The 11629-nt window shown below is 69.9% G+C and carries 12 protein-coding genes and 2 pseudogenes; 9 read left to right on the plus strand and 5 right to left on the minus strand.

Annotation, left to right across the window (positions count from 1 at the left end; all coding sequences use genetic code 11):
• Positions 1 to 13 precede the first annotated feature (13 nt).
• From STRTUCAR8_RS02075 to STRTUCAR8_RS02095, 5 genes are all read left to right on the plus strand, one after another.
• Positions 14 to 385 (plus strand): DoxX family protein, encoded by a 372-nt coding sequence (locus tag STRTUCAR8_RS02075; protein WP_044471485.1) that lies wholly within the window; start codon positions 14 to 16, stop codon positions 383 to 385.
• 54 nt (positions 386 to 439) lie between these two features.
• Complete coding sequence (locus STRTUCAR8_RS02080; protein WP_006373728.1) at positions 440 to 1078, plus strand: NAD(P)-dependent oxidoreductase; 639 nt, start codon at positions 440 to 442, stop codon at positions 1076 to 1078.
• Between the two features lie 17 nt (positions 1079 to 1095).
• The gene (locus STRTUCAR8_RS02085; RefSeq protein WP_006373736.1) at positions 1096 to 2136 is read left to right on the plus strand and encodes an LLM class flavin-dependent oxidoreductase; all 1041 of its coding nucleotides are present in this window, start codon (positions 1096 to 1098) and stop codon (positions 2134 to 2136) included.
• A gap of 330 nt (positions 2137 to 2466) precedes the next feature.
• Positions 2467 to 3354 (plus strand): dioxygenase family protein, encoded by an 888-nt coding sequence (locus STRTUCAR8_RS48120; protein ID WP_006373739.1) that lies wholly within the window; start codon positions 2467 to 2469, stop codon positions 3352 to 3354.
• Positions 3351 to 3800: a nuclear transport factor 2 family protein gene (locus STRTUCAR8_RS02095; protein WP_006373729.1), complete on the plus strand. Its 450-nt coding sequence runs from the start codon at positions 3351 to 3353 to the stop codon at positions 3798 to 3800. The genes STRTUCAR8_RS48120 and STRTUCAR8_RS02095 overlap by 4 nt, the downstream gene beginning before the upstream one ends.
• Positions 3801 to 4177: 377 nt before the next feature.
• Here the strand turns inward: STRTUCAR8_RS02095 and STRTUCAR8_RS02100 are convergent, their stop codons facing one another.
• Positions 4178 to 5089: a helix-turn-helix transcriptional regulator gene (locus tag STRTUCAR8_RS02100; RefSeq protein WP_006373734.1), complete on the minus strand. Its 912-nt coding sequence runs from the start codon at positions 5087 to 5089 to the stop codon at positions 4178 to 4180.
• A gap of 143 nt (positions 5090 to 5232) precedes the next feature.
• Between STRTUCAR8_RS02100 and STRTUCAR8_RS02105 the strand changes: the two genes are divergently transcribed.
• A complete protein-coding gene (locus STRTUCAR8_RS02105; protein WP_006373730.1) occupies positions 5233 to 6174 on the plus strand; it encodes an NADP-dependent oxidoreductase in 942 nt (313 codons plus the stop codon).
• 40 nt (positions 6175 to 6214) lie between these two features.
• Positions 6215 to 7027, plus strand: a complete 813-nt coding sequence (locus tag STRTUCAR8_RS55540) for an SDR family NAD(P)-dependent oxidoreductase (protein ID WP_407705447.1) — start codon at positions 6215 to 6217, stop codon at positions 7025 to 7027.
• 1 nt (position 7028) lies between these two features.
• Here the strand turns inward: STRTUCAR8_RS55540 and STRTUCAR8_RS55545 are convergent.
• Positions 7029 to 7694, minus strand: a pseudogene (locus STRTUCAR8_RS55545) (SDR family NAD(P)-dependent oxidoreductase); the annotation flags it as partial.
• Between the two features lie 325 nt (positions 7695 to 8019).
• Between STRTUCAR8_RS55545 and STRTUCAR8_RS52245 the strand changes: the two are divergent.
• The gene (locus tag STRTUCAR8_RS52245; RefSeq protein ID WP_006373740.1) at positions 8020 to 8163 is read left to right on the plus strand and encodes a hypothetical protein; all 144 of its coding nucleotides are present in this window, start codon (positions 8020 to 8022) and stop codon (positions 8161 to 8163) included.
• A gap of 195 nt (positions 8164 to 8358) precedes the next feature.
• Here the strand turns inward: STRTUCAR8_RS52245 and STRTUCAR8_RS53805 are convergent, their stop codons facing one another.
• The 3 genes from STRTUCAR8_RS53805 to STRTUCAR8_RS02125 all read right to left on the minus strand — a co-directional run bounded on the left by STRTUCAR8_RS53805 (position 8359) and on the right by STRTUCAR8_RS02125 (position 10242).
• Positions 8359 to 8631 (minus strand): PEP/pyruvate-binding domain-containing protein, encoded by a 273-nt coding sequence (locus STRTUCAR8_RS53805; RefSeq protein ID WP_006373726.1) that lies wholly within the window; start codon positions 8629 to 8631, stop codon positions 8359 to 8361.
• Positions 8632 to 8824: 193 nt separating this feature from the next.
• Positions 8825 to 9520, minus strand: coding sequence for a DedA family protein (locus tag STRTUCAR8_RS02120; protein ID WP_006373727.1), 696 nt, complete (start codon positions 9518 to 9520; stop codon positions 8825 to 8827).
• Positions 9521 to 9525: 5 nt separating this feature from the next.
• Entirely contained in the window at positions 9526 to 10242 is a 717-nt protein-coding gene (locus STRTUCAR8_RS02125; RefSeq protein ID WP_044471484.1) for a hypothetical protein, read from the minus strand.
• Between the two features lie 818 nt (positions 10243 to 11060).
• Here STRTUCAR8_RS02125 and STRTUCAR8_RS52255 point away from each other — a divergent pair.
• Positions 11061 to 11619, plus strand: a pseudogene (locus STRTUCAR8_RS52255) (hypothetical protein); the annotation flags it as partial.
• Positions 11620 to 11629 lie beyond the last annotated feature (10 nt).

The following is an 11629-nucleotide window of genomic DNA, read 5'->3' on the forward strand; positions in this document are numbered from 1 at the left end:
AAGGAATCCGTACATGAACGTCTTCTTGTGGACAGTGCAGGCCGTGCTGGCCGCCATGTTCGCCATGGGTGGCGTCATGAAGTCCACCCAGCCCAAGGAGAAGCTGGCCGGCCAGCTGCCATGGACGGCCGACTTCTCCCAGTCCACCGTCCGCTTCATCGGCATCGTGGAGTTCGCCGCCGCCCTCGGCCTGATCCTGCCCGCCGCGACTGACATCGCCCCCGTGCTGACCCCGCTGGCCGCGACCGGCCTGGTCGTGGTGATGGTGCTGGCCGCGATCACGCACGCCCGCCGCAAGGAGTCCGGCGCGATCGCCTTCAACGCCGTCCTGCTGATCCTGGCCGCCCTGGTGGCCTGGGGACGCTTCGGCCCGTACAGCTTCTGACCCCCGGTACAGCTTCTGCCCCCCGTCCGACCGCCACCGCGAGGAACCACCCTGATGCGCGTCACTGTCTTCGGCGCGACCGGCGCCATCGGCCGGCTCGTCGTCCAGCAACTCCTGGACGACGACCACGAGGTCACCGCCCTGGTCCGCACCCCGGCCAAGCTCGCCCTCACCCCCTCCCACCTCACCCTTGTCACCGGGCAACTGTCCGACCGCGATGCCGTCGAGAAGGCCGTCAGTGGCGCGGACGCGGTGATCAGCGCGCTCGGCCCGTCCCTGAAACGCTCTACGACCGGGACACAGGTGACCGACGGGACCCGCACCATCGTGCAGGTCATGGAGGCGCAGAAGGTCACCCGCTTCGTCGGCCTGGCCACACCCTCGCTCGCCGACCCGCAGGACGAACCGCACTGGAAGCACAAGGTGCTGCCCGTCGCGGCCGGGCTGCTGTTCCCCAACGCGCTGGCCGAGCTGAAGGGCATGACCGGAGCGGTCACCCGCTCACGTCTCGACTACACCATCGCCCGTATCACCAACCCGACGAACAAGCCCGCCACCGGCCGCATCCGTTCCGGGTTTCTCGGCCACGACAAGGTCGGCTCCGCCATGACCCGCGCGGACATCGCCGCCTTCCTCGTCGCCCAGCTCACCGACACCCGCTACCGGCGGGCCATGCCCGCCATCAGCAACTGACCCTGGACCGGCCCGCGATGACCTTCGAACTCGGTGTCTACTCCTTCGGCAACACCCCGCGCCTGCCCGACGGCAGCCGCGGCCCCACCGCCCAGGCGCTCCGCGACCTACTGGAGGCCATCAAGCTCGCCGACGAGGTGGGCCTGGACTTCTTCGGGGTGGGCGAGCACCACATGAGGGCGATGCCCCTGTCCTCACCCACCTCCGTGGTCAACGCCGCCGCGGCCGTCACCCACCGGATCAAGCTCGGCACGGCGGTCACCGTCCTTTCGACCGACGATCCGATCCGGGTGTTCCAGCAGCTCGCGACCGCCGCGTCTCTCGCTCCCGGACGCGTCGAAGTCGTCGCCGGTCGCGGATCGTCCACGATCACGTTCCCGCTGTTCGACCACGACGAGCACGAATACGACATGCTGTACGCGTCCAAACTCGACCTGCTGATGGCGGTCAACGCCGGCGAGAACGTCACCTGGCACGGCCCCCACCGCAGGCAGCCGCTGCGGAACGTCACTGTCTTCCCCCGCCCCGAGCAGCCGCTGAGGATCTGGCTGGGCACCGGCGGCAGCCCCAACTCGGTGGGCCGAGCCGTCGAGTTGGGGCTGCCGATGTTCCTCGGCGTCCTCGGGGGCACCCCCGAACACTGGGCGCGCTACGGGCACGCCTACCGCGCGGCCTGGGGCCAGGCCGGTCACCCCGCAGAGCAGGCCGGCATCGCGGTCGCCGTGCACGGCTTCGTCGCCGAGTCCGACACCCACGCGCGGTCGACGTACCTGGAGCACGAGCACCGCATGATGGCCGAGGGCATGGCCGAACTGGGCCGCCCCGCCCCCTCACGCGCCGACCGCGTCGCGGCCCTCGAACCCGGCGGCATGGTCTTCGTCGGCAGCCCCGACGAGATCGCCGACCGCATCCTCCACCTGCACGGACTGCTCGGCCACACCCGCCAGATCCTTCAGATGGACGTCGGCGGTATGCCGCAGCGCGACTTCCTGCGCGGCATCGAACTGCTCGGCACGAAAGTGCTCCCTCAGATCCGGGCCGAGCTGGCAAACCCCTGACCTGGAGCCGTCTCCGCCGCGACGGCCACCTGCCAACGCCTCGCGCCCTCCGCCGTACGGCCGACTCGGCGCCCCCGACCAGCAGGCGAGGCGTCTGCGGCCCGTGCGGTGTGCCCCACGGCCGACAGCCGACAGCCGACGAACCTGTCGAAGTCCCCGCCACCGAAGCCGCCCGCCGCCCGCCGGGAACTCTCCCCGCCGCCCGAAGGGACCGCGCCGTGACGACCGTCGCCACCGGCCTCCGCCCCCGTGCCCCGCCGACTCCCCTCACCCCCCGGCGCCTGACGCCCTCCCTCAGCGATCCCCCCCACCATGAAGGAGCAGACCGCAATGACCACGATCACCGATCCGTCCTACGTCGACCCGGCGCTGATCAACCCCCGCGCGGTACGTCTCGTCCAGGCGTTCAAGGACGCTCTGGTCCGCCTCCGCGACGAGGAAGGACTGACCTTCGACGACCTCAACACCGTCACCGAAACGCTGCAGCAGATGCACAGGGCCACCGGCGCTCCGCTGTCCTTGGTCGCCATGCCCCTGTACGGCGAGCTCTTCCAGGGCGGCCGGGACGGCTACACCCCCTCCGAGGATGTCACCAGCCCCACCTTCATCCCTGGCTCCCCGCATGTCGACAACGACGGCGCCCTGCCGATGCGCCCCGACGAGCCCGGTATCCCGCTGGTCGTGTCCGGCCGCGTTCTGGACGGCCGCGGTCAGCCGCTCGCGGGTGCCAAGCTGGACATCTACCACGCGGCCAACAACGGCAACTACTCCGGTCTGTGGGACGACACAGTGCCCAAGTACAACCTGCGCGGGCACCTGTTCACCGACGCCGACGGCCGCTACACCTTCACCACCATCACCCCCGTGGCCTACGCCGATGCCGCCACAGCGGCGGTCGACAAGGTCGTCGAGGCCGCCGCGGCCCTCGGTCGCAGCCTCTACCGTCCGGCCCACATCCACTACGAGATCCACCACTCCGACCTGATCACCCCCTGGCTCGGCGAGGTCTACTTCAAGAGCGACCCGGTCATCCCCGTCGACTTCGTCGGCGCGAAGATCGCCCACCCCGCCCTGCAGGGGGACACCGTCCTGCACGAGGACCCCGAGGACATGGCGGAAGCCGGCTTCGAAGTCCCTTACCGCAGCATGGAGTTCGACTTCGTCCTCAAAACCCGCACCAGCCCGGACACCATCGCCCGGGAGGGACAGAGGGCATGACTCCCGAGGACACCACGGCCTGGTCACTGGCCCGACTGAACACGTCCTTCTTCCACCACTACGACCGTCGCGAGTACGACGAACTGCTCGAACTGTTCGCCCCCGACGCCCTGTACGAGGTGCATGGACGCAAGCTGCGCGGTCATGCCGAGATCCAGGACGTCCTCAACGCTCGTTCCGGTCCAGAGGTGACGGTCCGTCACCTCGTCGCCAACCAGCACTTCCACAGCATCGGGGACGGGACCGCCCAGGCCACCGTCTCGCTGCTCGCCTACGGCGGACCCACCCCCGTCGACGACGGCCCCGCCCTCTACCCGGCCGCGAACGCCGGACACATCGTCGAACTGGACGACCACTACCGGCTCGACAACGGGCACTGGAGGATCACCCACCGCGCGGCCCGCCCGATTCTCGCCCCGGCCCCCGACAAGACTTCATCAAGCTGACAAGGAGTCAGAATCATGCGACGTCCAGGAACAGTGAGGCGCAGGACCACGGGGGTACTGGTCGCGGGTGGACTGTCCGTGGCAACTCTGCTGGGAGCAGGCGGAGTTGCCAGTGCGGCCGGTTCCTTCTCCGTGACCGGTAGCGGACCCGTGAAACAGACGCCGATGTGACGGATGCGCGCACCAGAGATGAAGCTCCCGCCGCCCTGTCTGACGGGTGGCGGGAGCTTCGGCGTTCTATCCGCCTGTCCGAAGGCGGTTGCCCGGTGTCATAGGCACTCGATCCACATGGTGGCGGTCCACCATGTGCCTTCCGGGTTCCCGACGAGGCTGCCCTGGCTGTCGTAGACGTAGCTGCCGCCGCAGGCAGCGGCTGCTCAGGCGGTTGCCGAGCTCGCGTCTCCGTCGGACTCCCGTGCTGCGGCGGGAACTTCCTGACCGGCCGCGTCGGGTCGGTCGGCAACCCAGCTCAACAGCATCCCGAGGGCCTCAGCCGTCGGTGAGCCGGGCTGCGGCAGGTAGGTGAGCAGCGAGCGATCGGGGCGGGCCGGCACGGTCAGCACGTGGTAGTCGAACTCGAGCGTGCCGACGACCGGGTGCACGATACGGACGACACCCAGCCGCTTCTCCCGTACGTCGCCGGTCGCCCACAGCTGCCGAAACGGTTCGCTGCGGATGGCCAGCTCACCGACCAGCGCTGCCAGCTTGGCGTCGTCCGGGCGACGCCCGGTGAGCAGGCGCAGCTGAGCGACGGTCTCCGCGGCGATCGCCTCCCAGTTCGAGTACCGGGCTCGGGCATCGGGGTGCAGGAACAGCTCTCGTGCAGCGTTGCGAGGCTGCGGCATGCCGCTCACGCCGAACACAGCCTCGGCCGCGGCGTTGGCCGCCACGATGTCGAGGCGGGCGTCGAGCAGCAATGCGGGCGCGTCCCCCATGGCTTCCAGCAGCCGGACCAGCGGCTCGTCGGGCACGGCTCTCGATGGCCGTCGCGTGGCTCTCGCCTCGGCGTCGGCGCGACGCGGGCGAGCCAGGTTGCGCAGGTGCTCGCTCTCCACGTCCGAGAGGGAGAGCGCCTGCGCGACGGCGTCGAGCACCTGGTCGGAGACCTTCGCGGTACGCCCCTGCTCCAGGCGTTGGTAGTAGTCCGGGCTGACACCGGCGAGCAGGGCGACCTCCTCGCGCCGCAACCCCGGCACCCGCCGCCGCGTGAGGCTGGGGGGCAGCCCCGCCTGTTCAGGCGTGATGCGCTCGCGTCGGGTTCGCAGGAACTCTCCGATCGTCGTCTCCACCCCATCGACGGTACGCCGGCGGCTGCACCCCTGCCTGGCCCTGCTGGACCCAGGTAGGAGCGGACCTTTCTCGCAGCTCATCGGTGGACGAACGTCGGACCTGCGACTTCCACACGGGATGCGCGGAGAGAAGGACACGACAGATGCGTGCAGCAGTAGTCAGGGAGTTCGGCGGCCCCGAGGTGATCGAGATCGTCGAAGTGGCGACACCCGAACCGGGGCCCGGAGAGGTACTGGTCAAGGTGGCCGGCGCCTCGGTCAACTTCGCCGACGTCATGACGCGTACGGGGCTCACCGTTCAGTACGGCGCGACCGGGCCGCGGGAGCAGTTCGGCCTCGGCGCGGATGTGGCCGGCACGGTCGCCGCGCTCGGCGAGGGTGTCACCAAATTCGCCGTGGGCGACGCCGTCGTGGGCACGCAGGAGCGACTGGACCGGCCATGGGGGACTCAGGCCGACTATGTCGTATTGGAGGACTGGGAACTCGCCCCGGCGCCCAGGGGAACAGACCTGGTGCAACTGGCCGCTTTCGGGCTGAACGCGACCACCGCCGACCAGGCGCTTGACGCGTTGGCTCTTGAGCCGGGGCAGTGGCTGCTGGTGTCGGGAGCTGCCGGCGGGGTGGGGCTCCTCACGGTCGAACTCGCACGGCTGCGGGGGCTGAAAGTGATCGCCCAGGCCGGACCGGCCGACGAAAAGCTCGTCCTTCAGGCCGGCGCGCAGCTTTTCGTCTCGCGCGACGACGACCTTGTGCCCACGGTGCGACGGCTGGTGCCCGGTGGCGTGGACGGCGCGGTCGACGCGGCCAACCTGGCCGCCGGGGCGGCGGACGCCGTACGGCACGGCGGTGCGTTCGTGTCGCTGCTCAACTCCGCGCCCCAGGCGCGCCGCGAAGTGCGGATGACCAACCTGGCGTGGCACACCGACGCCGAACGTCTGGCCAAGCTGGCGGCATATGCGGGCGCCGGTCTGATCAGCCTGCGGGTGGCGAAGACCTATTCCCTGAAGCAGATCGCGGAGGCCCACCGGGCCCTCGCCGAAGGCGGGCTCCGGGGCCGGATCGTACTGGTCCCGGACCAGGAATGAGGCAGGCCTTGTCGCGCTGAAGCGATTCGAGGGGCGCACGGTGGTCGTCACCGGGGGCTCAACCGGCCCTTGGCTCGGCGCCGCCGAGCGTTTCGTCGCCGAGGGCGCAACTGTCCACCTCGTCGGCCGCCGACAGCCCGAGCTTGACGTCGCGGTCGCCCGGCCGGAACCTGCCGCGGTCGCGGTCCGTGCCGACGTGACCGTCAACGACGATCTCGACCGGCTCTACACCACGATCGCCGAGCGCGACGGACCGGTGGACGTGGTGGTCGCCAACGCCGGCGAACCGCCGTTCGGCACCATCGACAGCTACACGGGCGAAGAGCTCGACGCGTCGTACGCCCTCAACCTGCGCGGCGTGGCCTTCACCGTCCAGAAGGCATTGCCCTTGATGCCCCAGGGCGGATCGATCGTCCTGGTGAGGTCCATCGAGGGGGAGCGGGGCAGCCCCGGACTCGGGGCCTACGCCGCGATGAAGGCCGCCAAGCAGTCCATGGTCCGCTTGTGTGCGCCGATACCCGGCCCACGAGTCGGCTGGCCGCCCGCTCCCTTGGGCAGGGTGATCCCACTGCCCGGGCGAGGGCGCGGTGGGCAACGGACTTATCTGCCAGAACTGCTCCAGACCGCATGGAGCCTGGGATCTCCGACGCGCACACGTGCTTGGTCGTCACGTTCTTGGCCGTACGTACGAACGCGTCTCTTGTCGCAGCCGGGATGCCCGGCCCCCATGTCAGCACCAGCTGCGTCGACGGCACATCTGTCACCGGAACCGCTACGACGGCCGGTCCGATCCGGTCGGTCGCGCTCGCCCCCACCATCACGATCAATTCGCCCATCGCGACCTGGTCGATGATCTCGTCGAGCGTGCCCTCCGGCCAGTCCGGCCGGAAAAGCCTCTCCACTGCGAGATCGGCAGACGAAATGGCCGATTTTGCTGCGAGGAAATGATCCAGCGGCAGTAAAGCGACGGTCCGCTCTTGGGCGAGCTCGGTGAATTCCAGTCCCTCAAGGCCCTCGTGACCACACGTCAGCGCGATGTCCGCCAAACCGTTGCGCACGAAGTCGACCTGGTCCCGGGTGAACACGACTTCGACGTCGGCAGCACCAGGCTGGCGGCGACCGACCAGCACGATCGAGGCTCCGTCGGTGAGCAGCGGCAGGGCCTTCTTGACCGTGTTCAGCGTGCTCTTGACATTGGTGTTGAAGACATTGTCGAACATGTCATCGGTGACGTCCTCGAGCTTGGCGAAGGCGGAGGTCCCGGCGTTGGCGACCAGCACGTCGTTCTGACGGCCATCGCCCCGCATGGTGTCGTACAGCCGGTCGAGGTCCGCGGGATTCGACACATCGCCCTGGACGGCGATCGCGCCCACCTTCGCCGCGGCGGCTTCCAGCTCCTGCTGCCTGCGGCCGGTCACGTAGACCACCGCGCCCTCTTCGACGAACCGCTGCGCCGTGGCGAGTCCGACACCCGAACTGCCGCCGGTGATGACCGCGACCTTGTTGCTGAGCCTATTCATGACTCCGAGTCCAACACCGCTGACCAGCGAGAACAATGACACGTTCGGTATCACAGCGGTACCCGGAGGGTATCGGTCACGCGGGGTCGTGCCCGGGGCGCACCTGTTGGACGACCCTGCTTTCGAGGCGGTCCATGACGCCCCGCGCGCCGCGCACCCCTGCTCGAGCAGTCCGGTGGTGCCGTCCGCTGATCGTCGTACGCCTTAGTCGGCGGCCAGTAGAAAGCCAGGGTTGTCGCGCTGCCCGGTGAGCGTGTCGATGTATGAGAGTCCATAGGAGCTGGGCTCGCCCAGCGGAAGCAGAGCCACGGACTGCCCGCTCGCGTTGCGCCGTCCGAACACCCTCACCCTCCAGGGCTCCGACCCGGCGGACTTCGAGCCCATGGGCGCCGACCAGTCATGCCGGCTGTCCTTCCGCCGCGACGGTCAGCAAGAACTCGCCATGCCGACCACCTCGAACAACGGCTGACCGGCCCGGTTCATGCTCATGCGGCCGTCCGCCCGTCCCTGGGTCCGCCTCCACACCGTGCGCGCCTTCCGCCACCGCCTGGTGATCGTCTCCGGTTCGCCGGGGCCCCGTGGACGACAACCTGGAGAAGTCGCTCGCCACGGCGCAGACCTCCCACCGACCTCCCCTGCTCACCGGCGCCTTCCTGCCAGATGTTCAGCTCCGGCGGGATTGGAGCATCGGCTGCACCAGCACCGCCATTCCGTCCTTGTCGGGGGTCTTCACCGGTGGGCGCGACGGCCTGACTCTCCCGGCCGAGTCGAGGACGGCCTGCACCGCGATGGCGAACTCCCCCCAGCCTCGTACATCCAGCACCGACTCGAATCGCCCCGCCATCGTGGAGTCCTCGGTGTCCTCGTGCGCGGAGGAGGAACGCACGACCAACGCCCGCTCTTTGGGGCCGACCGGCGCCCGCCATGCGGAGCGCATCGCGTCCTCCCCTGTGGGCGCCCCCGGTGCCCGGTCGGCGGGTACCAGCACGAACCCCGGCAGCACGGCAGCCCCGCCACGGCGGCACGGGCCAGATTGGCGGCCTTGGCACCGCGGTGGTGGCCGCGTCCTTCGCCTGTTCCGCGTCCAGCGGTACGACCCCCAGTTCCGCGCCCTCGAATCCCATGGGTCACTACTCCTTCGAAGAGGTGATGAGGGGGATCGGCTCCTGTTCAGGGCGACGAACGACCGCTCCGGAGGCCACCACCACGGCGGACGGCGCCCGCGCGCCGCCGTGGCGACGCCTGAGCAACCACACGAGACCGAACAGCGCCGCCGCCACAGCGGCGAGCACGGCCGCGCCGATCAGTCCGGCCGCGTGCAGGAAGTCGGTGGCGGCGGCGCCGGCGAAGTAGCCCAGGAGCACGTTTCCGATCCCCCAGATCAGCGAGGCGAGCGTGCTGAAGAGGAAGAAACGGCGGTACGGCATGCCGGACGCCCCGGCGGCGAACGGCAGGAAGGTCCGCACGAACCCGATGAACCGGCCCCCGACGACCGCCGCGCCGCCATGACGCGTCAGGAAGTCATGAGCCCGGCCGATCCGGCTGTTGCCCCGTACCCAGCGGGTCAGCCGGGCGTTCGGACGTCGGCCGTACCAATGGCCCAAGGCATAACCGAGGCTGTCGCCGGTCATCCCACCGGTCACGACGAGGGTGGCGAGGAGCACGGGGTTGAGGTCGCCTCGGCCCGCGATCGCGGACGCGAGGAGGATGACGGTCTCGCCGGGCAGCAGCACACCGACGAAGACGCTGGTCTCACCAGCCGTCAGGGCGAACACGAGGACGTAGGACCACCATCCGGCAGCCTCGACCAGAGCACCGACGTCCATGGCCGTCAGCCCGCCTCTCGCAGTGGGGCGGGTCCCGAAGTGCCCGTCGGCTCAGGCGCGCGGGTGCGGGGCCTTAACGACAGCACCCGTCCCCGCGACTCCCCGGTAGGCAAAGCGTCCGCGCCCCCGTGTGATGGCTCCTCGCCCTCCGGGAGGTGCCCTGCGGCCCACCATGCCAGAGGGGATACGACCACAGCCGGCAGCGCCGCGAGCCACAGGTCGCCCCCGCTCGACGCCCCCGTCACCGCCGCGAGCACCGCGATCAGCAGTACGGCCGCCCGCGGCCAGGTCTTCGAGGTGGTGGCGACCACCGCCAGCGCCATGAGCACGTACCAGCCTGCACGGACACCGGGCAGCGCCAGGTAGTCACCGAACAGGGACGCCTCGCGTGCCCCCCGCACCCATGCGAAGACAACGAGCCCGGCCGTGCCGGACAACAACAACGCGACGGCAAGGCGCATGTAGACCCGCTGATCCCGCCGGGCCGGCCAGAGCAGGCTCAGCACCGCCAGGGGCACCGGGGCGAGGGCAAGGATCCAGGTCAGTACCTGTGCCACATCGTGGACGAACGCCGTTCCGTTCTCCGCTGCGAAGGTCCCATAGGGGCGGAGACGTTCGGCGGTGGATGACGTCCAGCCGGCCTCGGCCAAGGCCCCCTCTTCACGGACGGACGCGGCGAGGAGCCCGGCGTACACGAACAGGGTCACAGCCAGGCCTGCCATCGCGCGCTGTAGGTTTTGCCGGACGGGCGCCTCCGTCGGCCGGGTCCGGCTGAGAAGCGCCGCCCGCCGGGTACCGCGGGTGCGAAGGCCGCAGGCGGCCACGCAACTCACCGGGTCTCTCCGGCATCGCGCGCCGAGCTGCTCGGACGCCGCCTGCTGGCCGCTTCCCACAGCGGCATGACACGCAAGGTCTTCTGCTTCGGCCTGTTCGGCGACGAGGACGCGGCGTTCTGCGGCGATACGGGCTGGATCACGGCAGCCTCCTGATCAGTCACGGGCACGTCATCCGGAGGCGCGCCGACTCGCTCTTCTCGTTATTCTCGATAAGTGGGCCGGGCGGTCCGTTTATTTCCCGCGCTGAACGTGGTGTGCGTCACACGTTGGGGCAAGCGGGGCGTGCCTCGCTGCTGTCGATGATCAACCTGTCGGCGCGGGCGTCCGGAAGGGCTCTCAGCCACCCTGAAGTGGGCTCGACGAACGCTTCGGTGTGCGCGGGTTCGCGAAATCGCGGGAGTGGCGCATGCGCTCCATCAAGGTCCGGCTGAAGCCGTAGTGGCCGTAGTGGCCGACGTGGCCGACGTGGGTCCGTCGAGGGTGCGATGCGCGGACGATTGCCACCGATCTCACGGGCCAGTACACCCACGGCCCATGGCCATCTCGCGATCCGTGCCGGTGCCGGGCCCGGTTCCACAAGACCAGTTGGACCCGGGCGCGCTGCTCAGCCGACTGGTTCCGGCAACGCGTGCGGCCGTACCGCAGGTTCGAGCCGCGCCAATGTCCGCTGTCCCGCCTCCAGGCCGACTCGGATACCCACGGCATCGACAGATTCGGGCCGGCATGCGATCGCCTTCGACCAGCAGGTGCCGGACCCGGGGGATCTGGTGGACTACGCCAACTCCCGTGCGGTGCGCGCGTGAAGGGCCCGGCGTCGGCGGGCGGGGTGACGTCCGCCCGCGGCCTGGCCGGCATGTACGCGGCGGCGATCAGCGAACGGTCCGACCGTCCGCCCCTGCTGAAGCCCGACACGATCGCCGAGGTCGGTCAGACCCACTCCGTCGGCTACGACCTCGTCGCCCGGGCCCACAAGTCCTACGGCCTGGGCTTCCGGGCCGCGGCCGACGTGTGGCACCCGTTCCTCGAAGCCGAAGCCGAAGCCGAAGCCGAAGCCGAAGCCGAAGCCGAAGCCGAAGCCGGAGCCGAAGCCGGAGCCGGTGCCTTCGGCCACAGCGGTGCGGGTGGCTCCCAGGCCTTCGCCGACCCCCGCAGCGGTCTGGCCTACGGCTACACCCGCCACCGGATGGCGCGTTCCCGGGAGGGGCGGCGCCGGAGAACGAGCGGTTGGTGAGGGCCGTGCACCATGCGGCGCCCACGGTGTGACCGGAGCGGA

Origin of the sequence: Streptomyces turgidiscabies Car8, from assembly GCF_000331005.1 — a bacterium.
GTDB lineage: Bacteria > Actinomycetota > Actinomycetes > Streptomycetales > Streptomycetaceae > Streptomyces > Streptomyces turgidiscabies.

Coding starts and splice junctions, on each gene's coding strand:
- STRTUCAR8_RS02095 (WP_006373729.1), top strand. CDS start 3,351: ATGACTCCCGAGGACACCACGGCCTGGTCACTGGCCCGACTGAACACG.
- STRTUCAR8_RS02125 (WP_044471484.1), bottom strand. CDS start 10,242: ATGGCAGGCCTGGCTGTGACCCTGTTCGTGTACGCCGGGCTCCTCGCC.
- STRTUCAR8_RS02105 (WP_006373730.1), top strand. CDS start 5,233: ATGCGTGCAGCAGTAGTCAGGGAGTTCGGCGGCCCCGAGGTGATCGAG.
- STRTUCAR8_RS02085 (WP_006373736.1), top strand. CDS start 1,096: ATGACCTTCGAACTCGGTGTCTACTCCTTCGGCAACACCCCGCGCCTG.
- STRTUCAR8_RS02120 (WP_006373727.1), bottom strand. CDS start 9,520: ATGGACGTCGGTGCTCTGGTCGAGGCTGCCGGATGGTGGTCCTACGTC.
- STRTUCAR8_RS48120 (WP_006373739.1), top strand. CDS start 2,467: ATGACCACGATCACCGATCCGTCCTACGTCGACCCGGCGCTGATCAAC.
- STRTUCAR8_RS02080 (WP_006373728.1), top strand. CDS start 440: ATGCGCGTCACTGTCTTCGGCGCGACCGGCGCCATCGGCCGGCTCGTC.
- STRTUCAR8_RS53805 (WP_006373726.1), bottom strand. CDS start 8,631: ATGCGCTCCGCATGGCGGGCGCCGGTCGGCCCCAAAGAGCGGGCGTTG.
- STRTUCAR8_RS02075 (WP_044471485.1), top strand. CDS start 14: ATGAACGTCTTCTTGTGGACAGTGCAGGCCGTGCTGGCCGCCATGTTC.